Source organism: Bradyrhizobium sp. BRP22, from assembly GCF_020194175.1.
GTDB lineage: Bacteria > Pseudomonadota > Alphaproteobacteria > Rhizobiales > Xanthobacteraceae > Bradyrhizobium.
This window is the reverse complement of record NZ_JADYVX010000005.1, coordinates 181,086-207,087: the sequence shown is the minus strand read 5'-3', so window position 1 is coordinate 207,087 and position 26,002 is coordinate 181,086. Positions and strand designations below refer to the sequence as shown.

27 protein-coding genes are annotated in these 26,002 nt (G+C 64.4%); 20 read left to right on the top strand and 7 right to left on the bottom strand.

What is annotated here, in order from left to right; translation table 11 throughout:
- The first annotated feature begins 44 nt into the window (after positions 1-44).
- From mscL to I6F35_RS09460, 3 genes are all read left to right on the top strand, one after another.
- The gene (mscL, locus tag I6F35_RS09470; RefSeq protein WP_225117515.1) at positions 45-458 is read left to right on the top strand and encodes a large conductance mechanosensitive channel protein MscL; all 414 of its coding nucleotides are present in this window, start codon (positions 45-47) and stop codon (positions 456-458) included.
- A 1-nt stretch (position 459) separates the two neighbouring features.
- Positions 460-933 carry an SsrA-binding protein SmpB gene (gene smpB, locus I6F35_RS09465; protein WP_225117380.1) on the top strand — a complete coding sequence of 158 codons (474 nt, stop codon included), beginning with the start codon at positions 460-462 and terminating at the stop codon, positions 931-933.
- 120 nt (positions 934-1,053) lie between these two features.
- The gene (locus tag I6F35_RS09460; protein ID WP_225117379.1) at positions 1,054-1,635 is read left to right on the top strand and encodes a peroxiredoxin; all 582 of its coding nucleotides are present in this window, start codon (positions 1,054-1,056) and stop codon (positions 1,633-1,635) included.
- On the opposite strand, the gene I6F35_RS09455 is transcribed toward I6F35_RS09460, so the two are convergent.
- Together I6F35_RS09455 and I6F35_RS09450 are read right to left on the bottom strand one after the other, a co-directional pair.
- The gene (locus I6F35_RS09455; RefSeq protein ID WP_225117378.1) at positions 1,632-2,294 is read right to left on the bottom strand and encodes a uracil-DNA glycosylase; all 663 of its coding nucleotides are present in this window, start codon (positions 2,292-2,294) and stop codon (positions 1,632-1,634) included. The two genes, I6F35_RS09460 and I6F35_RS09455, sit on opposite strands and share 4 nt — an antisense overlap.
- Positions 2,272-2,913 (bottom strand): NYN domain-containing protein, encoded by a 642-nt coding sequence (locus I6F35_RS09450; protein WP_225117377.1) that lies wholly within the window; start codon positions 2,911-2,913, stop codon positions 2,272-2,274. Before I6F35_RS09450 ends, I6F35_RS09455 begins: the two co-directional genes overlap by 23 nt.
- A 350-nt stretch (positions 2,914-3,263) precedes the next feature.
- Here I6F35_RS09450 and rpoZ point away from each other — a divergent pair, with 350 nt between their 5' ends.
- The 16 genes from rpoZ (at position 3,264) to dmeF (ending at position 19,582) form a co-directional block, all read left to right on the top strand.
- The gene (gene rpoZ, locus I6F35_RS09445; RefSeq protein WP_027583153.1) at positions 3,264-3,656 is read left to right on the top strand and encodes a DNA-directed RNA polymerase subunit omega; all 393 of its coding nucleotides are present in this window, start codon (positions 3,264-3,266) and stop codon (positions 3,654-3,656) included.
- Between the two features lie 218 nt (positions 3,657-3,874).
- Positions 3,875-6,157: a bifunctional (p)ppGpp synthetase/guanosine-3',5'-bis(diphosphate) 3'-pyrophosphohydrolase gene (locus I6F35_RS09440; RefSeq protein WP_225117376.1), complete on the top strand. Its 2,283-nt coding sequence runs from the start codon at positions 3,875-3,877 to the stop codon at positions 6,155-6,157.
- 153 nt (positions 6,158-6,310) lie between these two features.
- Positions 6,311-7,081 (top strand): pyridoxine 5'-phosphate synthase, encoded by a 771-nt coding sequence (locus tag I6F35_RS09435; protein ID WP_225117375.1) that lies wholly within the window; start codon positions 6,311-6,313, stop codon positions 7,079-7,081.
- Positions 7,078-7,497 carry a holo-ACP synthase gene (gene acpS, locus I6F35_RS09430; protein ID WP_225117374.1) on the top strand — a complete coding sequence of 140 codons (420 nt, stop codon included), beginning with the start codon at positions 7,078-7,080 and terminating at the stop codon, positions 7,495-7,497. The genes I6F35_RS09435 and acpS overlap by 4 nt, the downstream gene beginning before the upstream one ends.
- 279 nt (positions 7,498-7,776) lie before the next feature.
- Complete coding sequence (gene lepB / locus I6F35_RS09425; protein WP_225117373.1) at positions 7,777-8,535, top strand: signal peptidase I; 759 nt, start codon at positions 7,777-7,779, stop codon at positions 8,533-8,535.
- Entirely contained in the window at positions 8,532-9,356 is an 825-nt protein-coding gene (gene rnc / locus I6F35_RS09420; protein ID WP_225117372.1) for a ribonuclease III, read from the top strand. Before lepB ends, rnc begins: the two co-directional genes overlap by 4 nt.
- Complete coding sequence (gene era, locus I6F35_RS09415) at positions 9,346-10,275, top strand: GTPase Era (RefSeq protein ID WP_225117371.1); 930 nt, start codon at positions 9,346-9,348, stop codon at positions 10,273-10,275. Before rnc ends, era begins: the two co-directional genes overlap by 11 nt.
- Before the next feature lie 13 nt (positions 10,276-10,288).
- A complete protein-coding gene (locus I6F35_RS09410) occupies positions 10,289-10,669 on the top strand; it encodes a hypothetical protein (RefSeq protein WP_225117370.1) in 381 nt (126 codons plus the stop codon).
- Positions 10,670-10,783: 114 nt separating this feature from the next.
- The gene (gene recO / locus I6F35_RS09405; RefSeq protein WP_225117369.1) at positions 10,784-11,539 is read left to right on the top strand and encodes a DNA repair protein RecO; all 756 of its coding nucleotides are present in this window, start codon (positions 10,784-10,786) and stop codon (positions 11,537-11,539) included.
- A 202-nt stretch (positions 11,540-11,741) separates the two neighbouring features.
- Positions 11,742-12,323: an aminotriazole resistance protein gene (locus I6F35_RS09400; protein WP_225117368.1), complete on the top strand. Its 582-nt coding sequence runs from the start codon at positions 11,742-11,744 to the stop codon at positions 12,321-12,323.
- A gap of 21 nt (positions 12,324-12,344) precedes the next feature.
- A complete protein-coding gene (locus I6F35_RS09395; protein ID WP_225117367.1) occupies positions 12,345-13,895 on the top strand; it encodes an ATP-binding cassette domain-containing protein in 1,551 nt (516 codons plus the stop codon).
- A complete protein-coding gene (locus I6F35_RS09390) occupies positions 13,882-14,565 on the top strand; it encodes an energy-coupling factor transporter transmembrane component T (RefSeq protein WP_225117366.1) in 684 nt (227 codons plus the stop codon). Before I6F35_RS09395 ends, I6F35_RS09390 begins: the two co-directional genes overlap by 14 nt.
- Positions 14,562-15,191 (top strand): phosphoribosyltransferase family protein, encoded by a 630-nt coding sequence (locus I6F35_RS09385; RefSeq protein WP_225117365.1) that lies wholly within the window; start codon positions 14,562-14,564, stop codon positions 15,189-15,191. Before I6F35_RS09390 ends, I6F35_RS09385 begins: the two co-directional genes overlap by 4 nt.
- Before the next feature lie 76 nt (positions 15,192-15,267).
- Positions 15,268-17,520 (top strand): DNA topoisomerase IV subunit A, encoded by a 2,253-nt coding sequence (gene parC / locus I6F35_RS09380; RefSeq protein ID WP_225117364.1) that lies wholly within the window; start codon positions 15,268-15,270, stop codon positions 17,518-17,520.
- A gap of 100 nt (positions 17,521-17,620) precedes the next feature.
- Positions 17,621-18,547: a cation diffusion facilitator family transporter gene (locus I6F35_RS09375; protein WP_225117363.1), complete on the top strand. Its 927-nt coding sequence runs from the start codon at positions 17,621-17,623 to the stop codon at positions 18,545-18,547.
- A 75-nt stretch (positions 18,548-18,622) separates the two neighbouring features.
- Positions 18,623-19,582, top strand: coding sequence for a CDF family Co(II)/Ni(II) efflux transporter DmeF (gene dmeF / locus I6F35_RS09370; RefSeq protein ID WP_225117362.1), 960 nt, complete (start codon positions 18,623-18,625; stop codon positions 19,580-19,582).
- A 24-nt stretch (positions 19,583-19,606) separates the two neighbouring features.
- Here dmeF and I6F35_RS09365 read toward each other — a convergent pair whose 3' ends face one another.
- Together I6F35_RS09365 and I6F35_RS09360 are read right to left on the bottom strand one after the other, a co-directional pair.
- Positions 19,607-20,023, bottom strand: a complete 417-nt coding sequence (locus I6F35_RS09365) for a RidA family protein (RefSeq protein ID WP_225117361.1) — start codon at positions 20,021-20,023, stop codon at positions 19,607-19,609.
- A gap of 77 nt (positions 20,024-20,100) precedes the next feature.
- Positions 20,101-21,261: an MFS transporter gene (locus I6F35_RS09360; protein ID WP_225117360.1), complete on the bottom strand. Its 1,161-nt coding sequence runs from the start codon at positions 21,259-21,261 to the stop codon at positions 20,101-20,103.
- Positions 21,262-21,372: 111 nt separating this feature from the next.
- On the opposite strand from I6F35_RS09360, the gene I6F35_RS09355 reads away from it, so the two are divergent.
- Complete coding sequence (locus tag I6F35_RS09355) at positions 21,373-22,632, top strand: adenylate/guanylate cyclase domain-containing protein (protein WP_225117359.1); 1,260 nt, start codon at positions 21,373-21,375, stop codon at positions 22,630-22,632.
- A 92-nt stretch (positions 22,633-22,724) separates the two neighbouring features.
- Here I6F35_RS09355 and I6F35_RS09350 read toward each other — a convergent pair whose 3' ends face one another.
- The 3 genes from I6F35_RS09350 to I6F35_RS09340 form a co-directional block, all read right to left on the bottom strand.
- Positions 22,725-24,131 (bottom strand): TRAP transporter large permease subunit, encoded by a 1,407-nt coding sequence (locus I6F35_RS09350; RefSeq protein WP_225117358.1) that lies wholly within the window; start codon positions 24,129-24,131, stop codon positions 22,725-22,727.
- Complete coding sequence (locus tag I6F35_RS09345; protein ID WP_225117357.1) at positions 24,128-24,718, bottom strand: TRAP transporter small permease subunit; 591 nt, start codon at positions 24,716-24,718, stop codon at positions 24,128-24,130. The genes I6F35_RS09350 and I6F35_RS09345 overlap by 4 nt, the downstream gene beginning before the upstream one ends.
- A gap of 136 nt (positions 24,719-24,854) precedes the next feature.
- Positions 24,855-25,991: a TRAP transporter substrate-binding protein gene (locus I6F35_RS09340; RefSeq protein ID WP_225117356.1), complete on the bottom strand. Its 1,137-nt coding sequence runs from the start codon at positions 25,989-25,991 to the stop codon at positions 24,855-24,857.
- Positions 25,992-26,002 lie beyond the last annotated feature (11 nt).

The following is a 26,002-nucleotide window of genomic DNA, read 5'->3' as shown; positions in this document are numbered from 1 at the left end:
CAATGACTGGTCCGGTCGGCCAAGTCGAGGAGAAGGGGCTTCGCATGCTCAAGGAATTCCGCGAGTTCGCGATGAAGGGCAATGTCGTCGACCTCGCGGTCGGCGTCATCATCGGCGCGGCCTTCGGCGCGATCGTGAATTCGCTGGTTGGCGATGTCATCATGCCCGTGATCGGCGCCGTCACCGGCGGGCTCGACTTCTCCAACTATTTCACGCCGCTGGCGAAGTCGGTCACCGCCACCAACCTCGCCGACGCCAAGAAGCAAGGTGCCGTATTGGCTTGGGGCAGTTTCCTGACGCTGACCCTGAATTTCCTGATCGTCGCCTTCGTGCTGTTCATCGTGATCCGGCTGATGAATCAGTTGAAGCGCAAGGAAGAGGCGGCGCCGGCGACGCCCAAATTGACCCGGCAGGAAGAACTGCTGACCGAAATCCGCGATCTCCTCAAGAAATCCTGAAGTGGCCGAGAAGAACGAACGTCCGATCAAAGTCGTCGCCGAGAACCGCAAGGCGCGCTTCAACTATGCGATCGAGGACACGATCGAGGCGGGCATCGCGCTGACCGGCACCGAGGTGAAGTCGATCCGCGGCGGCAAGAGCACGATCGCGGAGTCATATGCCGATGCGCGCAACGGCGAGATCTGGCTGATCAACGCCAATATCCCCGAATACCTGCAGGCCAACCGCTTCAACCACGAGCCGAAGCGTCCGCGGAAGCTGCTGCTGCACAGGAAGCAGATCAACAAATTGATCGGCGCCGTCGACCGCGAGGGCATGACGCTGATCCCGCTGAAGCTCTATTTCAACGAACGCGGACGCGCCAAGCTGCAGCTCGCGGTCGCCAAGGGCAAGAAGCTGCACGATAAGCGCGAAACCGTGAAGAAACGTGACTGGGGCCGTGAGAAGGGCCGCCTGATGCGCGCGCGGGGATAACGTTTCCATGTCCATCCGTCATTGCGACCGAAGCGAAGCAATCCACGGCGCCGCAAGCGGAAGGATGGATTGCTTCGTCGCTTTCGCTCCTCGCAATGACTGCGGATGGAGAATGGCCCAATGAACCAGAAGAGCCTGCTCGAAGTCGACTGGAGCAAGATCCCGGCGCCGACCGATGATGGTGGCGCCGCGCATCTGAAGGGCATGGCGATACCGCCGGTCGGCCTGGTGGCGACCGATGATACGTCAGTGATGCTGTCTTCGTTGAAGGGGCGGACCGTGGTGTTCGCCTATCCGCGCACTGGCGAGCCTGGCAAGATCGCGCTGGTGGACGACTGGGACATGATCCCGGGCGCGCGCGGCTGCACGCCGCAGACCTGCGCCTTCCGAGACCTGTTCGCCGAGCTCAAGGGTGCCGGCGCCAGCCACGTGTTCGGCCTGTCGACGCAGAGCAACGAATACCAGACCGAGATGGCCTCGCGCCTGCATCTGCCGTTCCCGGTGCTCTCGGACGAGAAGCTCGCGCTGACGCGGGCGCTCAAGCTGCCGGCCATGGAAGTGGCGGGGCTGACCCTGCTCAAGCGGCTGGCGCTGATCATCGACAATGGGCGCATCACTCACGTCTTCTACCCGGTGTTCCCGCCCGACCGGAACGCCGGCGACGTGCTGGAATGGCTGCGGGAAAATCCGGTAAGTAGCTAGCTCAGGTCCGCGCGCACCTGCGCGAAGACGTCGCGGAACATCTTGGGCGTGAGCACGCCCGTATTCGTGTTGTAGCGCGAGCAGTGATAGCTGTCGTACAGGCGGATACTGCCGGCCTTGTGCACGGCACCGTGCGCAAAGGGCGCGGCGGCATTGCGCAGGCCGAGCGCCTTCACCGTCGATTCATGCGCGATGCGGCCGAGCAGCACGATGGCGCGCAGCCTGGGCATGGTCGCGATGGTTGCCGCCAGGAACTTTCGGCAAGTATTGATCTCGATCGGCAACGGCTTGTTCTGCGGCGGCACGCAGCGCACCGCGTTGCTGATCCGGCAATCGATCAGCCTCAAGCCGTCGTCCGGCCGCGCCTCGTAGACGCCTTCGGCAAACCCGTATTCCAGCAGCGTGGCATAGAGCAGGTCGCCGGCATAATCGCCGGTGAAGGGGCGCCCCGTGCGGTTGGCGCCCTGCAGCCCCGGCGCCAGCCCGACGATCAGCAGGCGCGCCTCGGCATCGCCGAAGGACGCCACCGGCGAATTGAACCAGGCGGGCTGCTTCGCACGCGCCTCGGCGCGAAACTCGGCGAGCCGCGGGCAGAGCGGGCAGTTGCGGTCAGGTTCGATAGAGGCGGGGACGAGGCTAGTCGTCGAAATCTTCGTCATCGGCCCGGGGCGCCATCGTGGTGGCGCGCTGCAGGAATTGCGGCGCGTGGTGGCGCGACTCGCCGCGCTCGCGCGGGGCCGGGCGCTCGGAGGGGTCGCGGCCGAGCTTGGATTGCAGTTCCACCAGGTCGGTGAAGACGTCGGCCTGGCGGCGGAGTTCGTCGGCAATCATCGGCGGCTGGCTTGCGATGGTCGAGACCACCGTCACCCGGACGCCGCGGCGCTGCACCGCCTCGACCAGCGAGCGGAAATCGCCGTCGCCGGAGAACAGCACCATCTGGTCGATGTGCTCGGCGAGTTCCATCGCGTCGACCGCGAGCTCGATGTCCATGTTGCCCTTCACCTTGCGGCGGCCGCTGGCGTCGATGAACTCTTTCGTGGCCTTGGTGACGACGGTGTAGCCGTTGTAGTCGAGCCAGTCGATCAACGGCCGAATTGATGAATATTCCTGATCCTCGATGATCGCCGTGTAGTAGAACGCACGGAGCAGCGTGCCGCGGCTCTGGAATTCCTTCAGGAGGCGCTTGTAGTCGATGTCGAACCCCAGCGTCTTGGCGGTTGCATATAGATTGGCTCCATCGATAAAGAGCGCGATCTTGTTGGAAACGGGTGACGACATCAAAGTTTCTCGCCTTTTGTTAGCTTCTCGGCGCAGCGGCAACAAACCGCGCACCTTTTCTGCCTTGCAGCCTAAAGTTCGGTGAATCTTCCCCCAACGACAGTCACCATCGCAATTATGGTGAGGCGAGGGCGAAATACCTATACTTTTGACGATGCAATGAAGAGACTTACTTGTCCACAACGGCGCTCCGCCGCGTTACGGACGCTCCGGCCTTCTGGCCCCGTCACGGGTTAGCAGAGGTTGGGGCGAAGGCAAATCACAAATTTAATCTTGCGAAACCCCGCTTCGCCCTATAACTAACGCACAATAATCAACAAATTCCTGTCCACTTAACGGAGCGACAGCATATGGCGCGCGTCACCGTCGAAGATTGCATTGATAAGGTCGACAACCGGTTCGACCTGGTCCTGCTGGCTGCCCATCGCGCCCGGATGATCTCCTCGGGATCACAACTCACGGTTGACCGGGACAACGACAAGAACCCGGTCGTCTCGCTGCGCGAGATCGCCGACCAGACGATCTCCCCGGAGGACCTGCGCGAGGAACTCGTGCACTCGCTGCAGAAGTTCGTCGAGGTCGACGAGCCCGAACCCGACACCGTGCCGCTGATCGGTTCGGCCGGCGCCAGCGTCGATGCCGACGACACCGAAGTGGCGATGGAGCGGATGACCGAGGAAGAGTTGCTGAAGGGTCTGGAAGGCCTCGCGCCGCCCGAGGAGCAGCCCGAAGAGGACGAATAGGTCCGCGGCGAGCGGCCCCCAAACACGGTTGAGCTGGCTGAAGGCCCGGGCGTTGTCCGGGCCTTTGCTTTTGTTGACATTCCGACGCCCAGATGCGTCCCTGAAGGCTTGACGGAAATTGAACGATTTTCGGTTCGAACAGGCTAAAGCTTGGTTCGAAATCGCACTAGATTAGAGGCGCGAGCCCGGTCGGCTCGTTCACTGAGGCAGGTCATCCCATGGCGTATTGGCGTCGCACTCCCCGCCAGATGCAGGCCGCGACCGACGCGGTCGCCGTGGCGCCTGACTCTGCGGTGGTGCAGAAGCCGCCCAAGCCGCGCGGGCGCATGATGCGGCAGTACGACCTGGTCGAGCGTGTCCGCTCCTACAATCCCGATACCAACGAAGACCTTTTGAACCGCGCCTATGTCTACGCCATGAAGGCGCATGGTACCCAGACCCGGGCGTCGGGCGATCCCTATTTCTCTCACCCGCTCGAGGTGGCGGCGATCCTGACCGGCCTCAAGCTCGACGACGCCACCATCGTCGCGGCGCTGCTGCACGACACTATCGAGGACACCGAGGCGACGCGGGCCGAGATCGACCAGGTGTTCGGCCACGAGATCGGCGCGCTGGTGGAGGGGCTCACCAAGTTGAAGCGGCTCGAGCTCGTCTCGCGCGAGGCCAAGCAGGCCGAGAACCTGCGCAAGCTCCTGCTGGCGATCGCCGACGACGTCCGCGTGCTCCTGATCAAGCTCGCCGATCGCCTGCACAACATGCGCACGCTCGAATTCGTGCCGCCGGCCTCACGCCGCCGCATCGCCGAGGAGACGCTGGATATCTACGCCCCGCTCGCCGGCCGCATGGGCATGCAGGAGATGCGGGAGGAGCTTGAGGACCTGTCCTTCCACGTGCTCGATCCGGAAGCCTATGCGGTGGTCAAGCATCGGCTGGATGCGCTCGCCGACCGCAACCGCAATCTGATCGGCGAGATCGAAAGCCAACTCTCGAAGAACCTGCAGAAGAACGGCCTCGCCGCGCGCGTCTACGGCCGGCGCAAGCAGCCGTTTTCGATCTGGACCAAGATGGAGCGCAAGTCGGTCGGCTTCGAGCAATTGTCCGATATCTACGGCTTCCGCATCGTGCTTGGCGACATCGAGGCCTGCTATCGTGCGCTCGGCGTCGTGCATACGACCTGGCCGGTCGTGCCCGGGCGGTTCAAGGACTACATCTCGACGCCGAAGCAGAACGACTACCGCTCGATTCACACCACTGTGATCGGCCCCGGCAAGCAGCGCGTCGAGCTGCAGATCCGCACCGAGGAAATGAATCAGATCGCCGAATTCGGCATCGCGGCGCATGCCTTCTACAAGGAAGGGGGCTCGCCGACCGAGCGGCTGAAGCACGAGTCCAACGCCTTTGCCTGGCTGCGCCACACCATCGGCATCCTCTCGGAGAGCGCCAATCCGGAAGAGTTCCTGGAGCACACCAAGCTGGAGCTGTTTCACGACCAGGTGTTCTGCTTCACGCCGAAGGGCAAGCTGATCGCGCTGCCGCGCAACGCCAATGTGATCGACTTCGCCTATGCCGTGCACACCGACGTCGGCAACAGCGCGGTCGGCTGCAAGATCAACGGCAAGTTCGCGCCGCTGTCCTCCGAGCTGCAGAACGGCGACGAAGTCGAGGTCCTGACCTCGAAGGCGCAGTCGGCGCCGCCATCGGCCTGGGAAGCGCTCGCGGTCACCGGCAAGGCGCGTGCCGCGATCCGGCGCGCCACCCGTGCCGCCGTGCGTGACCAATATGCCGGGCTCGGCCGTCGGATCATCGACCGCCTGTTCGCCCGCGCCAAGATCGAATATGCCGACGACAAGCTGAAGGGCGCATTGCCGCGGCTGGCGCGCACCTCGATCGAGGACGTCCTGGTGTCCGTCGGCCGTGGCGAACTGAAAGCCTCCGACGTCGCGCGCGCGATGTATCCGGACTACAAGGAAGAGCGGCTGGTGCGCTACGGCACCAGGAAGGCGCTGGCCGCCAAGGCCCAGACGCCGCCGCATCCGGCGCGCGCGGCTTCGGTGATCCCGGTGCGCGGCATCAATTCCGAACTGCCCGTCAAGTTTGCGCCCAACGGCGGCGCAGTGCCGGGCGACCGCATCGTCGGCATCGTGACGCCGGGCGAGGGGATCACGATCTATCCGATCCAGTCGCCGGCCCTGAAGGATTTCGAGGACGAGCCCGAGCGCTGGCTCGACGTGCGCTGGGACATCGACGAGACCATGCCGCAGCGCTTCCCGGCGCGCATCCTCGTTCACAACGTCAACGAGCCCGGCAGCCTCGCGCAGATCGCGACCGTGATCGCCGAGCATGACGGCAATATCGACAACATCCACATGTCGCGCCGCTCGCCCGACTTCACCGAGCTGACCATCGACCTCGAGGTCTATGACCTCAAGCATTTGAGCGCTATTATCGCCCAGTTGCGCGCGAAGGCCGTGGTCGCACGGGTTGAGCGCGTCAATGGGTAGACTTTACGCACTGCCAATCCTCATGGTGAGGAGGCGCTCTTGCGCCGTCTCGAACCATGAGGCCCCGGCCGGGCCTTCGTCCTTCGAGACGCGGCGGAGACGCCGCTCCTCAGGATGAGGGGATAGTTCAGCAGGTTTATTCGCGAGTTCATCATGGCCGTTCCGCCGCTCCGCCTTGGAGTCAATGTCGACCACGTCGCGACGCTGCGTAATGCGCGGGGCGGGGCGCGGCCCGATCCGGTGCGCGCGGCGCTGCTCGCCATCGAGGCCGGCGCCGACGGCATCACTGCGCATCTGCGCGAGGACCGCCGCCACATCCGCGATGCGGACATGGCGCGCCTGAAGGCGGAAATCTCCAAGCCGCTGAATTTCGAGATGGCTGCGACCGACGAGATGCTGCGGATTTCGCTCGCCACCAAGCCGCATGCCGTGTGCCTGGTGCCCGAACGGCGGCAGGAGCTCACCACCGAGGGCGGGCTGGACGTGATCGGCCAGCACAATGCCCTGGCCCCGTTCATCGCGCGGCTGAGCGACGCCGGCATCCGGGTGTCGCTGTTCATCGCCGCTGATCCCAGGCAGATCGAGATGGCGGCGAAGTTGAAGGCGCCGGTGATCGAGATCCATACCGGCGGCTGGTGCGATGCCGTGGTCGACGGCGACCGGGAAAAAGCGGAAGCCGAATGGCGGCGCATTGTCGAAGGCGCCAGGCTGGCCCAGGCGGCCGGTCTCGAGGTCCATGCCGGCCACGGTCTCGACTATGATACCGCCGAGACGATTTCGGCGCTGCCCGAGATCAGGGAGCTCAACATCGGCTACTTCATGATCGGCGAGGCGATCCTGGTCGGCCTCAAGGAGACCGTCCGGAACATGCGCGCGGCGATGGACCGCGGCCGCGGGACGATCGCGGGCACGGGCGCGGCATGATCCTCGGCATCGGCTCCGACCTGATCGACATCACCCGGATCGCCAAGGTGATCGACCGCCACGGCGACCGCTTCCTCGACCGCATCTTCACCGACGTCGAGCGCGCCAAGGCCTTGCGCCGCGCCAACAGCGAAAAGATGGTGGTCGCGACCTATGCCAAGCGCTTTGCCGCCAAGGAGGCCTGCGCCAAGGCGCTCGGTACCGGGATCATGCGCGGCGTCTGGTGGCGTGACATGGGGGTGGTGAACCTGCCGGGCGGACGGCCGACCATGCGACTGACCGGGGGAGCGCTGGAGCGCCTGAAGCAGATCACCCCTGCTGGCTTCGAGGCGCAGATCGACCTTTCGATCACCGATGACTGGCCACTCGCGCAGGCCTTCGTCATAATTTCGGCGGTCGCACCAGCCAAACCTTGAGTCGGCGGGCGGTGCGGCGGTCCGGAATCGGGAAAAACTAAAAATCGTTGATTTTTCAATCGATTATGAAGTTTTGACGCGGCCCTTGATTGCGCGCCCCTTAACAACCGTCTAAAACGCCGCAGAGTAAACCGAGCCAGGGCAAATTCGGGTTCGCGCCGGGACTTGCTCTCTACATCAGACGTAGGAACCATCTTCGTGACGCGAACGCGGAAAGCGCGATTCGCGTGAGGAGCGCGTTCTGCCACGGCGCAGGCAGTTGCGGGAATTGGGAAAGCGATGAGCGTGACCACAGGGACGAAATCCGAAAGCGGCCTCGGCGAGACAGTCCGGGTCGTCATCCACGCGCTGATCATCGCGCTCGTCATCCGAACCTTCCTGTTCCAGCCTTTCAATATCCCTTCCGGCTCGATGAAGGCGACGCTCCTGGTCGGCGACTACCTGTTCGTGTCGAAATATTCCTACGGCTATAGCCACTACTCGATCCCGCTGTCGCCGCCCTTGTTTTCCGGCCGCATCTTCGGTCAGGAGCCGAACCGCGGCGACATCGTCGTCTTCCGCCTGCCGAAGGACGATTCGACCGACTACATCAAGCGCGTGATCGGGCTGCCGGGCGACCGCATCCAGATGAAGGAGGGGCTGCTCTACATCAACGACACCCCGGTCAAGCGCGAGCGGCTGAGCGATTTCATGGGCGAGGACCCCTGCGGGTCCGACGCCACCGCGCGCGTCAAGCGCTGGAAGGAGACGCTGCCCAACGGCGTCAGCTATGAGACGCTGGATTGCGTCGACAACGGCTTCTACGACAACACCAATGTCTACACCGTGCCGGCCGGCCATTTCTTCATGATGGGAGACAATCGCGACAATTCGACCGACAGCCGGGTGCTGTCGGCGGTGGGCTACGTGCCGTTCGAGAACATCGTCGGGAGGGCGCAGATGATCTTCTTCTCGATCGCCGAAGGCGAGCACGCCTGGATGTTCTGGCGCTGGCCGACCGCGGTGCGCTGGAATCGCCTATTCACTATCGTGCGATGAACGACGATACGCCTGTCATCCAGAGTCTTCCGACTGCCGGCGAGCCGAGCGAGCAGCCCGACGCGGGCAGCACCCTTGCGCCGAAGAAGAAGCGCAGCAAGGCCAGCAAGGCGGCCGCCGAGAAGGAGGCGATCGCCGCAACCGAAGCGCGGATCGGCTACAAGTTCTCCGATCCGGCGCTGTTGATGACGGCGTTCACGCATGTCTCCGCGCTGAAGCCGGCGACCCGCCACCGCGCCGACAGCTACCAGCGGCTGGAGTTCCTTGGCGATCACGTGCTTGGATTGATCATCTCGGACATGCTCTATCGCGCCCATCCGCGTGCGGACGAGGGCGAATTGTCGAAGCGTCTCGCCGATCTCGTGCGCAAGGAAAGCTGCGCCGACGTTGCCGAGCAGCTCGGCCTGCTCGACGACATCAAGCTCGGCATGGTCAAGGCGGTCGAGGGCGCGCGGTTGCGCAAATCCGTGCTGGGTGACGTCTGTGAGGCCGTGATCGGGGCCATCTTCGTCGATGGAGGCTATGACGCCGCCGCGAAGTTCGTGGAGCGCAACTGGATCGAGCGGATGCGCAAGCTGCGCCGGCCGCTGCGCGATCCCAAGACCATGCTGCAGGAATGGGCGCAGAGCAGGGGTCTGCCGACGCCCGTCTACCGCGAGGTCGAACGCACCGGGCCGCATCACGACCCGCAATTCCGCGTCGCCGTCGATCTTCCGGGCCTGGCGCCGGCCGAGGGTGTCGGCCCCAACAAGCGCGCTGCGGAGAAGGCGGCGGCGTCCGCAATGATCGCCCGCGAAGGCGCCGGCAGTCATGACGGCTGAGGCGCAGGCGGAAGCTGGTCCAGCCGGGACGCGCTGCGGCTTCGTCGCCCTGATCGGCGCGCCGAACGTCGGCAAGTCGACGCTCGTGAACGCGCTGGTCGGCTCGAAGGTCACCATCGTCTCGCGCAAGGTGCAGACCACGCGGGCGCTGATCCGCGGCATCGTGATCGAGGCCAATGCGCAGATTATCCTGGTCGACACGCCCGGCATCTTCGCGCCGAGACGGCGGCTCGATCGCGCCATGGTGTCGACCGCCTGGAGCGGAGCGCACGATGCCGACCTCGTCTGCGTGCTGCTCGACGCCAAGTCCGGCATCGATCCGGAAGCGGAGGCGATCTTCGCCAGGCTCGACAGCGTCGCCCATCCAAAGATCCTGGTGCTGAACAAGATCGACCTGGTGCCGCGCGAAAAATTGCTGGCGCTGGCGAAGGCCGCCAATGACCGCCTGCGGTTCGAGAACACTTTCATGATCTCGGCGTTGTCTGGCGATGGTGTCGACGACCTGCGCCGGGCGCTGGCAGGCATGGTGCCGGCCGGGCCGTTCCTCTATCCCGAGGACCAGATGTCGGACGCGCCGATGCGGCACCTGGCGGCCGAGATCACGCGGGAGAAGATCTACCAGAAGCTCCACCAGGAGCTGCCGTATCAATCGACGGTGGAGACCGATAGCTGGACCGAGCGCAACGACAAGTCGATCCGCATCGAGCAGACGATTTTTGTCGAGCGCGAGAGTCAGCGCAAGATCGTGCTCGGCAAAGGAGGTGCCACGATCAAGTCGATCGGCGCCGAGGCGCGGAAGGAGATCGCCGAGATCATGGGTGTTCCCGTGCACCTGTTCCTGTTCGTCAAGGTGCGCGAGAATTGGGGCGACGATCCCGACCGCTACCGGGAAATGGGACTGGAGTTTCCCAAGGAATGATCGGGTTCTTCCGATGAAAGTACCCAGAAACGTGCTTCTGTTCGAGGTGCTGCTGTATCTGTCGCTGACGCTGGACGCACTGTCGGTGGCGTTCCAGGACCGCACCCCGAGTGGCGAGATGACGGAACAGATGATCACGGCCGTCACCTTGATGCAGGCCGGCCTGATCATGCTCCTGGTCTATTTCGTCTACCTGGCTGCGCAGCGGCGCAAGAACTGGCCGCGCTGGGTGCTGGCCGCGGTGCTCTTCCTGTCCATGATCTCGCTGTTGCAGGTGATCGGCAGCGCTGGGGTTCAGTTCGACAGCGGCGTCGAGGTGATCTCCTGCGCGCTGACGGCGGCCGGGCTCTATTTCTCCTTCACCGGCGACGCTCAGGGCTGGTTCAACGCGTAGGAGCGTGTGGTCGCGCGCAAGGTGGGCAAGCGAAGCGTGCCCTCCATTCACGATCGGTGCAAGAGGTATTGGGCACGCTACGCTTTGCCCACCCTGCATGCTAATCTCCGCGCCATGGAATGGACCGACGAAGGCATCGTGCTCGGGGTGCGGCGGCATGGCGAATCGTCCGCCATTGTCGAACTGTTGACGCGCGAGCACGGCCGCCATCTCGGCCTGGTGCGCGGCGGGGCCAGCGCGCGGATGCGGCCGCTGCTGCAGCCCGGCAACAGCGTCACCGCGATGTGGCGGGCGCGGCTCGACGAGCATCTCGGCTATTACCAGCTCGATGGCACGCGGCTGCGCGCTGCCAATTTGCTGGCGTCGTCGCATGCCGTCTACGGCGTCACTCATCTGGCTTCTCTGGCGCGGCTGTTGCCCGAGCGCGATCCGCACCAGGACATCTATGAGATGCTGGAGCAGACGCTGGATGATTTCGAGGACGCCGGCGCCGCCGCGGTCCATCTCATCCGCTTCGAACTGGCGATGCTGGCCGAACTCGGCTTCGGGCTCGACCTCTCGAACTGCGCGGCGACCGGGGCGACATCCGAACTGGTCTACGTCTCGCCGAAATCCGGCGGGGCGGTCTCCCGCGCCGCCGGCGAACCCTGGCGCGACCGCCTGATGCCGCTGCCGCCCTTCCTGCGCGAGGACGTTGACGACGGCAGCATCTGGTCGGACCAGGACCTGCTCGACGGCTTTGCGCTCACCGGCCGCTTCCTGCTGCGCAACGTGCTCGAGCCGCGCGGGCAGGGGCATTCCGACGCCAGGGAAGGCTTTATCAACGCGGTGGCTCGCCGCCGCGTCAGGACCGGCATCGACCCGTTCTGACCGCGACTGCCGCCACGCGCAGCGAGCGGTGCGTTCCATCTGGGGCAACACCCCGGCTAGCAAATCACTCACGGGATGCCCGTCGAAATTGCGAATGCATCTGTAGTGGTTCGATTGCGTGCGATCCTCAGCCTTGTTCCATAGCGCATGGCCCGAAACTTGCCTGAAAATCTCTGGGCAAACTCATGACGGGGAGCATGCAATGAGTACGCAAATCACCTACAGCGAATCCGACTCGGTCGGTTTCTTTCCCATCGTCCTTGCGGTCGTCTGCGGTGTGGCGACGGGGGTGTTGTGGGCCTATGCCAATCCGATCCAGCTCGTGCCGGGCGTGATCCAATGGCGCATCTTTGCGTTCCTGCCGCCGTTGATCGGGCTGCTGCTCGGGCCGAAGAGCGGGTTCATCTGCGGCTATATCGGCACCATCGTGTGGTCGCTGCTGGCCGGCACATTCATTCCAGCGCATTCGCTTATCGTCGACGGCATCATGGTCGGGCTGACCGGCGCCGCACCGCCGCTGCTGATCAATCTGCGCAAGACCAATTTCGACCTGTCGATGCCGGTGCTGCTCAAGATCGCGGTGATCTGCGCGGTGGTCGGCATCATCATGGTGGCGGCGGTGTCGGCCAGTCTCGCGATGCTCGGCATTTTCCCGTTCTGGTATGCGATGCTCTATCTCGGCCTGTCCGACATCGTGCCGATGGTGATTGGAACGCCGCTGCTGGTGCGGCCAGGCGCAAAACTGCTGGCCGGCATCAGCCGCGGCACGCTGCACCGGTTCTGACCGCCGTCGGGAGCGCATTGGATGCTCGATCTGCGCGAGGTGAGCGTCGGCTTTCGGGCCGACGCCGACGTGCTGTCCGATATCAATCTCTGTCTCGAAGCCGGCAGCACCACGATGGTGACGGGGGCGGGCGGTTCGGGAAAATCGACGCTGCTTGCGGTCGCGGCCGGTCTCATTCCGAAGCTGATCCGGCCTCACCACATGCAGGGCGCGGTGGCGCTCGACGGCACAGATCTCGGCGCGATCAGTGGGAGTGAGCTGTTTCGCCGCGTCGGCCTCGTGCTGCAATCGGTCGAGGACCAGGTCTGGGATCTGTCCGTCGAGGATCTGATCGCCTTTCCGCTGGAGAACCGGGGTGTGCCGCGGGCGGAGATCCGCGCGCGCGTCGCCGGCGTGATCGAACAGATGAACATCGGCCGGCTGATCGGGCGCACGGTGCGGACGCTCTCCGGCGGCGAACGCCGGATCGCGGCGCTCGCCTCGGCGCTGGTCTGGCAGCCGGATGTGCTGATCCTGGATGAGCCGACCAGCGGAATCGATCCCGACGCGCGGCTGCGCATGATCGGCATCCTGCGCGAACTCAGGAAGACGAAGCTGACGCTGTTGATCGCCGAGCAAGACCTTGCCTGGTTCGACGGCGTGGCTGATCGCGTGGTGTTCCTGAAGGAGGGGCGGATCATCGATGATCTGCCGTGGCAGGCGGCCGCTCGCGCCACAGCGCCGTATGCGGTCGCCGGTATCGAGCCGCCCTTTGCGCCGCCACTGCCGCGTGCCGTAGTACCGCTGGTGCAGTCGGGTGCGGCGCTCTCGGTCAGGCAGCTTTCGAGCACGCTTCGCCGTCCGAACGGCGAGCCGGTGCTGCGGTCGATCGACCTGGCACTCGGCAAGGGCGAGGTGGCCGCGCTGATCGGCAGCAACGGCGCCGGCAAGACGACGCTGATGCGCACGCTGCTCGGCCTGCAGAAGGCGGCTGGCGGGACGATCGAAATCAATGGTCACGATAGCGCCGGCTGGACCATCGCGCGGCGGGCGGGCCAGATCGGCTATGTCGCGCAGAATTTGCGGCGGATGTTCTTCCTGCTCTCGGTGGTGGAGGAGGTCGTGTTCTCGCTGTCCGGCGGCGATGCCGGCGCCAAGGCCGTGGCTGCGCATCGCGACCGCGCGATCGAACTTCTGAAGGGCGTCGGCCTTGCCGACCGGGCTGAGCTTTCGCCATTCGCGCTGTCGGCGCGCGAGCAACTGATGCTGGCGCTTGTGTGCATCGAGGCAACTGCGCCTTCGGTCGTGATCCTGGACGAGCCGCTGATCGCCTGCGACAGCGTCTCCCGCGCCGGCGTGCTGGCCTTTCTCGATCGTTGCCGTACAAGGGGTTGCGCGGCGCTTTTGGTTTCGCACGATCTGCAGCTTGTCGACTGCGCCGCAGACCGCGTGCTGATCCTGGAGGATGGGCGGCTGGCCTTTGACGGAACCACCGAGGTGGCCTGGTCCTCGGACGTATTTGCGCGCCGCGGCTGGCCGCGCCCGGATCATCACGTCGGGACGATCGGAGGAGGACAGCGTGCATCGGCTTGATCGCATCAATCCGTTCCTCAAATTGCTGGCGGCGTTGCTGCTATCGTCGCTCGGCTGGGTCGCCGGCAGCGCGCTGACTGCCGGCGCGATCGCCGCGATCGTGCTGGCGGTCGTGATCGCCTGCCGTCTGCCGCAGACCAAAGGCTACCTGAAACTGATGGCGCTGGTCGGCGCCCTGGTGACGCTGAGCTGGACCTTGAGCTTCGTCTGGAACGGGACACCGCTCGTCGTCGCGATCGACGATGCGCTGCGCATGGCGTTCCGCCTGATCGCCACCACCGGCAGCTTCTTCGTCGCGATCGAGACCACCTCGGCCGGCACCCTGCTCGCGGCCTGCAGCCGGCTCCGCTTGCCGGGCTCGCTGACGCTCGTGCTGGTGCTCGTCGTCGGCATGATCCCCCTGATGCGTGAGGAGTTCCAGAGCATCGGTGAGACCCAGCGGGCGCGCGGCCTTGAGCTCGATCGCGGTCCGCTGCCGCGGCGCATTCTCTATGCGCTGGCGCGCGGCGTGCCGCTGATGGTGCAGACCTTCCGCATGGCCGAAACGATCGCGCTTTCGCTGTCCATCTACGGCTTCGATCCGAAGATGGCGCGCACGAGCTGGCGCGACATCGGCTGGCTCACGATCCAAACCGACTTCCCACTAACGAACCCGGGCAAGACCACATGAACGCACTGACCCCCGCCACCTATACCGTCGACATCGCCGGCGAGCCGACGGAGCTGCCGCTCGTCGCCATCAACGAGCGGCTGGCGATCTCGCTGCTGATGGTGATCGACATGGGCGTCGGCTTCGGCGAGCGGATCGGGAAGGCGCTGGCCGCGCGGCTGAAGGAGAAGAAGCCGGACATCGTGGTCGGCGCGGCGACGCTCGGCATTCCCGTCGCGATCGAAGTCTCGCGTCATCTCGGGCTCGATCAATACGTCATCGTGCAGAAATCGCCGAAGATTCATCTCGGCGACGCGCTGGTCGAATATGTGCAATCGGTGACCTCATCAGGATCGCAGCGTCTGCTGCTCGACCGCCGCGCCATCCCGTTGCTGAAGGGCAGGCGGGTCGTTGTGGTCGATGACGTCGTGGCGACCGGCTCGAGCCTGGCGGCAACCCTGAAGCTGGTGCGGCAGGCCGGCGCCGATGTGGTCGGCATCGGCGTGATCCTGACCGAGGGGCACGAGTGGAAGAAGCCGCTCGGCGCGGATGCCGCGCTCGTGACCGGGCTCGGCCATATCCCGCAATTCACCATCGCCAATGGCCATGCCACGCCGGATCCGGCGACCCTGGCTGGCGCGGGCTGAAAAATCGGGCTTTTCTGCGGGGTACGAAGCCGAATCGATTCTTGCCCGATTCGCCCGAAGCGGTTAACCCGTCGGCATGGGAAAGCCACTGATTCCGCCGGAACGGCCTGAAATTCACGAGGTGCCGCTGCGCGATGCGCTGGAAGAGCGCTATCTCGCTTACGCGCTCTCGACCATCATGCATCGCGCGCTGCCGGACGCCCGCGACGGGTTGAAACCGGTGCATCGGCGCATCCTCTACGGGATGCGGCTGCTGCGGCTCGATCCGGGCGTTATCCCAAAGAAGTCAGCCAAGATCGTCGGCGAGGTGATGGGCTCGTACCATCCCCATGGCGACCAGGCGATCTATGACGCCATGGTGCGCCTCGCGCAGGATTTCTCCTCGCGCTATCCGCTGGTCGACGGTCAGGGCAATTTCGGCAACATCGACGGCGATAACCCCGCCGCGATGCGTTACACCGAGGCGCGGCTGACCGACGTCGCCCGGTTGCTGCTGGACGGCATCGACGAGGACGCGGTCGAGTTCCGCCCGACCTACGACAACAGTGGCAAAGAGCCGGTGGTCCTGCCCGGCGGCTTCCCGAACCTGCTGGCCAACGGCTCGCAGGGCATCGCGGTGGGCATGGCGACCTCGATCCCGCCGCACAACGCCGCCGAGCTCTGCGACGCCGCGCTGCACCTGATCGAGAAGCCCGATGCCAAGTCGAAGGCGCTGCTCAGATGGGTCAAGGGACCGGATTTCCCGACCGGCGGCATCATCATCGATTCCAAGGAAGCGATCACCGAGGCCTACAGCACCGGCCGCGGCTCGTTCCGCACGCGTGCGCGCTGGAAGCAGGAAGAGGGTGCACGCGGCACCTGGGTGATCGTGGTCACTGAGATCCCGTGGCTGGTGCAGAAGTCACGCCTGGTCGAGAAGATTTCCGAGCTCATCGACCAGAAGAAGCTGCCGCTGGTCGGCGAGGTCAGGGACGAGTCGGCGGATGACGTTCGGCTGGTGATCGAGCCGAAGTCGCGCAATGTCGACCCAGAGCTGATGATGGAATCGCTGTTCCGGTTGACCGAGCTGGAAAGCAAGATTTCGCTGAATCTCAACGTGCTGGTGAAAGGGAAAATTCCCAAGGTGGTCGGCCTCGCCGAGTGCCTTCGCGAATGGCTCGACCACCTGCGCGATGTGCTGGTGCGCCGCACCAACTATCGCAAGGGCCAGATCGAGAACCGGCTGGAGATCCTCGGCGGCTACCTGATCGCCTATCTGAACATCGACAAGGTGATCAAGATCATCCGCACCGAGGACGAGCCGAAGCCGGTGCTGATGAAGACGTTCAAGCTCAGCGATGTCCAGGCCGACGCCATTCTCAACATGCGCCTGCGCTCCCTGCGCAGGCTCGAGGAGATGGAGATCCGGACCGAGGACAAGGACCTCCGCAAGGAGCTGAAGGGTATCGAGGCGCTGCTCCGCTCCGAGCCCGAGCAGTGGTCCAAGGTCGGCGAGCAGGTGCGGAAGGTCCGCGACATGTTCGGACCGAAGACGCCGCTCGGCAAGCGCCGCACCACTTTTGCCGACGCGCCCGAGCACGATCTCGCTGCGATCGAGGAAGCCTTCGTCGAACGCGAGCCGGTGACGATCGTGATCTCCGAGAAAGGCTGGGTGCGCACGCTCAAGGGCCATGTCGCCGATCTCTCGGGGCTCGCCTTCAAGACCGACGACAAGCTCGACCACGCCTTCTTCGCCGAGACCACGTCGAAACTGCTGCTGTTCGCCACCAATGGCAAGTTCTACTCGCTCGACGTTGCAAAGCTGCCGGGCGGGCGCGGCCATGGCGAGCCGATCCGCATGTTCATCGACATGGAGCAGGATGCAGCAATCGTGTCGCTGTTCGTCAACAAGGGCGGCCGCAAGTTCCTGATCGCGAGCAGCGAGGGGCAGGGCTTCGTCGTCAACGAGGACGACTGCGTCGGCACCACCCGCAAGGGCAAGCAGGTGCTGAACGTCGAGATGCCGAACGAGGCGCGCGCGATCGCGACCGTGGCGGGCGACACCGTCGCGGTGATCGGTACCAACCACAAGATGGTGCTGTTTCCGCTCGATCAGGTGCCGGAAATGGCCCGCGGCCGCGGCGTGCGGCTGCAGAAATATACCAGCGCCTCGCTGTCCGACGTCGCGGTGTTCGATTCCAGCGTGGGCTTGACCTGGAAGGATTCCGCCGGCCGCGAGCACGGCATGAGCATGAAGGAGCTCTCCGACTGGCGCGGCAACCGCGCCGATGCCGGCCGCCTCGCGCACGGCCTGCCGAAGTCCAACAAGTTCAATCGCGCGGTGGAGTAGTCCTGCGCGGCATGGAAATCTCGCCGTCCCCGCTCAAGGCCGGGACGACAGCGGAATTGCTGTAATAGTATTCGTAAATCGGCGCGCTATAACCATCGGCATGGCGCATCATCACGATCATTCCCATGCGCACGATCATGCCGGGCACAGCCACGCGCCGGATGATTTCGGCCGGGCCTTTGCCATTGGCGCCTCGCTCAACACCGCCTTCGTGATCGCAGAGCTGGTGTTCGGCTATGCCGCCAATTCGCTGGCGCTGATCTCTGATGCCGTCCACAATCTCTCCGACGTGTTCTCGCTGCTGCTGGCATGGGGCGCAGCGTGGCTGGCGGGGAGGCGGCCGACGGATACGCACACTTACGGCTATCGCCGCGCCTCGATCCTGGCCGCGCTGTTCAATGCCGGGCTGCTCTTGATCGCCGTCGGCGGCATCGCGGTGGAGGCGCTCGACCGGCTGCGCGAGCCGGCCGAGGTGGCGAGCTGGACGGTGGTCTGGGTCGCGGCGCTCGGCATTCTCATCAATGGCGGCACGGCACTGCTGTTCATGCGCGGTCGGCACGGCGACCTCAACATCCGCGGCGCCTACCTCCATATGGCCGCCGATGCCAGCGTCTCGCTGGGCGTCGTCATCGCAGCGCTCCTGATCATGTCAACGGGATGGCTGTGGATCGATCCGGCGATCAGCCTCCTCATCGCGCTGGTCGTGGTGGTGAGCGGCTGGGGTCTGATGCGCGACAGCGTCAACCTCGCGCTCGATGCGGTGCCGCGGGGTATCGAACTTGCCGAGGTGAGGGAGTTTCTCCGCAGGCTCGATGGCGTCTCCGAGGTGCACGATCTGCACATCTGGGCGATGAGCACCAACGAGACCGCGCTGACTGCGCATCTGGTCCGGCCGGGCGGACACGACGATGCGTTCCTGCACCACGTCTGCGCGGAGCTCTCGCACCGCTTCAGGATTCACCATGCAACGCTGCAGGTCGAGGCCGACGGCGCGGCCTGCAAGCTGGCGCCGGAAGAATTGGTCTAACAGCGACGGTCCCATTTAGGACCTTCCCGCTGGAGCGCCTATATTGTGACGTACGCAATATCCGAGGAATGAGCCATGCACTCGCATTCGATCGATCAGTGGACCCACGAGCATATGTTCCTGGGCGCAAAGCACGAGCATAACGAACGGCGCACCTGGCTCGTGGTGGCATTGACCACGGTCATGATGATCGGCGAGATCGCGGCGGGGTGGTGGTCCGGCTCGATGGCGCTGCTTGCCGACGGCTGGCACATGGGAACGCATGCGGCGGCGCTGGGCATTGCCGGGCTGGCTTATTTGTTCGCGCGGCGGCAGGCCGGCAATGCGCATTTCAGTTTCGGCACCGGCAAGTTCGGCGATCTCGCCGCCTTTGCGAGCGCGATCATCCTGGCGATGATTGCCGTGCAGGTTGCCTGGGAGAGTGTGGACCGGCTGCTTCATCCGGTCTCGATTGCTTACGGGGAGGCGATTTCAGTTGCGGTGCTCGGACTTGCCGTCAATCTCACCAGCGCCTGGCTGCTCCGCGACGATCACGACCATCATCACGGTCGTGGCCATGCCCATGATCACGACGACGATCATCATCACCACCACGACAACAATCTTCGTGCCGCCTATGTCCACGTGATGGCGGATGCCGCGACCTCCATTCTCGCCATTGCGGCGTTGCTGGTTGCGATGTCCGCGGGATGGGTTTGGGCCGATCCGGCGGTCGGGATCATCGGCAGTGCGGTGATCGCGAGCTGGGCCTACGGCCTGATCAAGGCGTCAGGCGCTGTTCTGCTCGATGTCAGCCCCGACAAGAAGCTCGAAGCCGTCATTCGCGAGCGGCTCGAGATCAAGGGTGACCGCGTGACTGATCTGCATCTCTGGCAGGTCGGCCCCGGCCATCGCGCGGCGGTAATCTCGGTCGTTTCCGACCATCCGCTGCCGCCCGTCACCTACAAGCGCCGCCTCGGCGGTCTGCTCGGCCTCAGCCATATCACGATCGAGGTCGAGGCCTGTCCGCACCACGAGCCGGCGCACGCGCCTTGAGGCCAGGCGCGATTGGGCGAAGCCTCAAGCGGCTGCGATCGCCTCGACCTCGATCAGGAAATCGGGGCCGTAGAGCTTTGATACTTCCACCAGCGTTACCGCCGGCGCGGCTGCGGGCGTAACCGAAGCGAAGAAACGGCTGCGCGCTTCGCGATAGCGAGCGAGATTGTTCATGTCCGTGAGAAACACGGTAAGTTTCACGAGATTGGCTGGCGTGCAGCCGCTTGCGCGAAGCGCGGCGGTAAGATTCTCAAACACCCGCTCTGCCTGGACACCGAAATCACCTTTTCCAATGACAGCCCCGTCCTGGTCCGCGGCGGTTTGGCCGGCGATGAAGATGAAGCGGCGAGCGGTGGCTTCCACAACCTGTGAATAGCCGGGAGGTGTCCCGAGCTCTGGCGGATTGATGCGTCGGATCGACGGCGGCATTTCGCTTGCCATGACTACTGCCTTCCCAATCGATTGTCGGGCTTCTGGGATCAAGTTGTGCGCGAAACGGCGCGCGAAGGGAAGGGTGCCTATTGCGGCGACACGCGCTTCTGGCGCAGCAAGAGCAGTGCGCCGAGCGCCGCCAGGCTGAGCGCCGAGGAGACGATCAGGATGCCGCTACCCATATGGTCGAGCAGCAGCCCGAAGAGCAGCGGGGCTGCTGCCTGCGCCATCCGGGCCGGTGCGCCGATGATGCCGAGGCGGTAGGCGTAGTTCTGCGCGCCGAAGATCGCGAGCGGCAAGGTGCCGCGGGAAATCGTCAGGATGCCGTTGCCGGCGCCGTGGCAAAGCGCGAAGACGCTTGCTGCGCCGCCGCCGGCGATTGCCACGATCGCGGCGCCGATCGGGTGGCCGAGACAGGCGAGCTCGGTCGAGAGCAGCGGGTGATAACGGCTGAGCAGCCATGCCTCGATCACGCGCGCCCCGACCTGCGCCGGACCGATCAGGGCGCCGGCGGCGATTGCCTGCACCGGGGTCGCGCCGGCCGCCTCCAGGATGCGCGGGAAATGCGCCGCCATCGCGCCGGTGACGGTCCAGGCGGTCGCAAACGCAAACGCCAGCAGGATCATGGGGCGGTCGATCGGGATATGCGGCTTCACCGCATTTGCCGCCGCGGCCTTGGCGCCGGGCACTGGCGGCAGCATCAGCCAGTTGAGCGGCAGGCCGATCAGAAGGTGGGCCGCCGCCCAGGCAAAGCAGGTGTCGCGCCAGCCGATCGTCTCCAGCCCCCACGCGCTCAGTGGCCAGCCGACGGTGGAGGCAAAGCCCGCCATCAGCGTGATGCCCGTGATCGGCCGCCGCGCCGCTTCGCCATAGATGCGCCCGAGCGCACCGAACGCGGCATCATAGAGGCCGTATCCCATGCCGATGCCGAGGAAGAGCCATGCAAGCAACAGCAGCGGAATGGACTGCGTGAGGCCGAGCAGCACCAGCCCGGCCGCCAGGGTCAGATTTGAGATCGACAGCACGGACCTGCCGCCGACGAGGTCGATCTGGCGGCCGATCCGGGGGCCGAGCAGGGCCGAAAGCACCAATGAGGCGGAGAAAGCGGCGAAGATCCAGTTGGGTGCAATGCCGAGATCGCGCGCGATGGGATCGGCGAGCACCGCGGGCAGGTAATAGCTCGAGGCCCAGGCCAGGGTCTGGGTGGTGCCGAGCGCCAGAATGATCGGGAGCTGCCGGGCGCTCATCGGGCCGTCGCGTTTCTGTCTTCTGTTTAGGCATTTGCCCCGGTCACAGAAGTGTCGTCAAGGCCGCCAACCGATCTTTCGGGCGACACGATTGCCCGGCATAATCGGCGCATGGAACTTGCTCCCCGCCTGCGCCTGATGAACTGGCTGGTCAGCCAGGGCCTGACAGGCCTCTCCGAGAACGATCTGTTGCGCGGTTTCTGCGAGCGCTGCCGCGCCGGCGGCATACCGTTGTCGCGCGGCTTGGTCTTCATCGACACGCTCCACCCGATCTTCGAGGGCCGCGGGTTCCGCTGGAACGACGCCGAGACCAACGAGAGCGACATTTTTGAGTATGGCTCGACCTCCAGCGGCGATGCCGGGCAGACCTGGCGACGTTCGATCTTCTACCACATGCTGCAAAACGGGCACGACGAGATGGCGATCGACCTGGCCGATTGCGCCACGCTCGATTTCTCGATGATCAACGAGATTGCGGAGAAGGGCCACAAGCATTTCGTCGCCTTCGTGCACCGGTTCGGCGAAGCCGGCACGATCGGCGAGATGGACTGCTTCTACTCCTACTGGACCACCCGCCGGTCCGAGGGGTTCGACGCACATCACATGGCGGCGCTGCGCGATCTGGTGCCGGTGCTGGGGCTCGCGGTGAAGTCGGCAGCGCAAGTCGACATCGCGCGCACCTTGGCGCGCGTCTATCTGGGGCGAGAGACCGCCGAGCAGGTGATGCGCGGCCGCATCTCGCGCGGCATCACCGAGCGTATCAAGGCGGTGTTGTGGTATTCGGACGTTCGCGGCTCGACCGCGATCAGCGAGCGCATCGGGCCGGACGAGATCATCCCTTTCCTCAACGATTATGCGCAGGCTTCGATCGACGCCATCCATGACGCCGGCGGCGAGGTGCTGAAGCTGATCGGCGACGGCGTGCTGGCGATGTTCACGCAGGAGAACATGGGGATCGCAAAACGGGCGGCGCTCCGCGCCGAGCACCGCTTCCGCCGCAATTTGCAGGCGCTCAACGCCCGCCGCGCCACTCAGGGGCGGCCGACCACGTCAGCCTATGTCGGATTGCATGTGGGCGAGGTGTTCTATGGCAATATCGGCAGCGAGGACCGGCTTGATTTCACGGTGGTGGGACCTGCGGTCAATGAAGTCAGCCGGATCGCTTCGATGTGCAGCTCGGTCGATCGGGAGCTCTTGACCTCGCAGGCGTTCCGGGACGGCCTGGATGGGGCAGGGCGGAACTATCTGGTTTCGACCGGCCGCTTTGCGCTGCGCGGCATCAGCCGGGCGCAGGATCTCTATACGCTTAATCCGGACGTCGCTGCGGACGAGGTCGTGGCCGGAAAGTACGAGCGCTACCTCGCGAGCTAGCTGTGGAGCCTCAAGAGGTTGTCCTCGGTGAGGCCGCGCGGATTCGCCATAGGCAAGGATAGTCCAGCGCCTTCGCGCGGAATCTACCCGCGTCAGCGCATGATCCTGACTCTCCCCTCCTCCAACAGGGCGTTGGCTGGCAGAGGATGCATGAGCTGAATGGACTGCTCCGCTTTGCGGCGCGCGTCGAGCCAGTTCGGGAACCACATGGCAATTGCCGGAAACGCCAGGACCAGTGCCACGCATATGCACTGGATCACCATGAAATCCGCCATGCCGCGGTAAATGAGTTTCAGATTCCACTCCTTGACCACTTGCTTGAGGTAATAGGCTGACATCGCCACCGGCGGCGAAAGGAATGCGGTCTGCAACACCACTGCCACGATGCAGCCGAACCACACCATGTCGTACCCCAGCCCCTTGGCGACGGGGGCGAGCAACGGCAGGAAGATGAGCACGATCGCCGGCCATTCGAAAGGCCAGCCGAGCAGGAAGATGACGGTCAGCAGCAGCGTCATCGTCCCCCATGCGGGCAACGGCGCTGCAAGCAGCACGTTGGTGATCCAGTTGGCGGTGCCAAGCCAGGCGAACACGGCGCCAAAAACATTGGAGGCGACTGCGAGGAACAACACCATGCTGGTCGTCGCGAGCGTGTTGTAGCAGGCGTCGAGCAGCCCGCGCCAGGTGAAGCGGCCGTATGCGATGACGAGCAGGATGGCGCCGAGCGCGCCAAGTGCGGCGGCTTCGGCAGCCGTGGTCAGGCCAGCGAGGATCACGCCCAGAGTCATGATGGTGAGAACGGTGACCGGGACGAGGCCGACGAGGCACTCCCACAATACGGTTCTTATCGAGTCGGGCCGCTCCTCCTTCGGGACGGGCGGGCCGAGCTTGGGATTCCAGTAGCTGCGCGCCAGCGTGTAGACGATGTACATGCCCGACAGCAGAAAGCCGGGGCCGAACGCGGCCGCGTACAGATCGATGATCGAGATATCGAGCACAGGCGCCATCACCACGAGCATCACGGATGGCGGGATGAGGATGCCCAGCGTGCCGCCGGCCGCGATGGCGCCGGCGGACATGCGCACGTCGTAGCCGGCCTTGATCATCATCGGGCCGGCCATGATGCCGAGCAGCGCAACCGTCGCTCCGACCGTGCCCGCGGCGATGCCGAACAGGGTCGCGGTCACGATCACCACCACATAGAGCGCGCCATGCACCGGCGCGAACAGATCACGGAACGCCTTGAACAGCCGTTCCATGAGGCCCGCCTGGTCGCACACATATCCCATCAGGATAAACATCGGGACCGCAACGAACTCATCCTGCTTCATCAGACCAATGGTTTGCAGATATGCGAGGTTGAAGACGCGGACGCCAAGACCAAAGTAGCCGAAGATCAGCGCGAGGAAGAGCAGGGTGAAGCTGATCGGCAGGCCGATGAAGATCGCTGCCAGCATCACCAGCAACATCACCATGCCGAGGAGCTCGAGCCCGGTCATACTTCGAGTTTCTCCCGATGCTGGAACTCGCGCCCGAAACGAATCTGGTACCAGCACTTGAGCGCTTCGGAGATGCCCTGAATCATGAAGAGAAGCGCTGACAACGGGATCGAAGCGCGGAAGGGCCACATGATCGCCCGCCAGATGCTCTCCTGCGAACGTTCGTCGAGTATGTACGAACTCCAGGCATCATCGACGCTGATCATCATCATGGTGATCATCGTCGGGAAGAAGAGGATCAGGTACGAGGCGAGATCGATGATGCCCTTGGCACGTTCGGAATAATTGTCCCAGAAGATATCGGTGCGGACATGCGCGCCCTTGAGCAGCGCATAGCCGCAGCCCAGCATGAACGCCGCGCCGTTCACCATGTAGCTTGATTCGTAGACCCAGATTGTCGGCGCGCGAAAGAAATAGCGCGCGACGACTTCGTAGGTGATCGACACCACGAGGAAAAGCATCGAGAGGGCGATCAGCTTCCCGGTGATATCGGAGAAATGGTCGATCCCGCGAATGACCGCGTAGAACGCCCGCGGGAAATCGCCGCTTGGGCCGTCAGCGCGCGACGTCGCGGTGTCTGCCGGCATCGATGCTCCCCTTTGCCAGTGTCATGCGAAGCACAGCCCGCCAGTACCCCTCACGAGGAAGTACCTGCGCCGGGAAGGCGCCGGAGAATCCGGCGGCCCGCCGCAGCACAGGTCGCGGGCTACGCGTGCCGGCTCTCTATTTCGCAGGCGCTTCCGCCGCCTTGCGGTAGATCTTGTCCTTCCAGTAATAGAGCCCCGCAAAGTCGTACGGTGGCCACCACGACAGGCGGAAGGGCACCACGGTCTCCGCGTACTTCTTCTGACTGTCGATCACCTTCTGATAGAAGGGATTCTTCGCGGCGTACTCGGCCTGGATCTTTTCCCACTCGTCCAGGAAGTTCTTCAGAACCTCGTCCGGCGTGCGATGGATCTGAACTCCTTCCTTCAGCAGTTCCTGGCAGGCGTCCGCGGTTTCGCGGTTGAACGCGAAATTGCGCATGTTCGTGGCGTACACGGACGCCACCTTGACGATCTCCTGCAGGTCGGGCGTAAGCTTCTTCCAGACGTCTGCATTGATCATAAGCTGCCCGCCGGTCACCGGCTCATGCATGCCCGGCGTGTAATAGTGCTTGGCAACCTTGTGCAAACCGAGCTTCTTGTCCTCCAGGCAATTGATCCATTCCGCGCCCTCGATCACGCCGCGCTCCATCGCCGGCACGATTTCTTGCCCGGGTATCGTCACGACCGCGACGCCAAGCCGTCCGTAGGTCTCAGCGCCGATGCCGTAGATGCGGTACTTCAAGCCCTTGAGGTCGGCCAGGCCATTGATCGGCTTCTTGAACCAGCCAAGCCCTTGCGGGTAGTCGGTCGGGATGGGGAAGCCGACGACGTTCAGTTTGAGCACGTCTCGGTAGAATTCGTCGAGCAGCTTGGTGCCGCCGCCATCGTAGTACCAGGCGTAGTAATCCTGCCCGTCCATGCCGAACAGCGGACCGTGCGACATCGGAATTGTGGCCGTGTTTCTACCCTGGATGTACCCGAAGGGCGCCATGCCGACGTCAAGCACGCCCTTCGAAGTCGCGTCGAAAACTTCGAACGGCGGGACGATTGCCCCGCCCGGCATGGTCTCGATCTTCAGCCGGCCACCGGACATCTTCTCGACCTCTTCGGCCCAGAGCTTGAATATCTGGTGGAAGTTAGCTGCCGCGGGGTGTGAGGACTGTCCCTTCAGAAGCAAGGGCGTCGGAGCGGCCTGGGACAGCACTGGGGCCGGCGAAGCCATGAAAAGACCTGCCACCACGAAGGCGAACAGGACCGTTATGCGTTTGCGCATTTCCCGTCTCC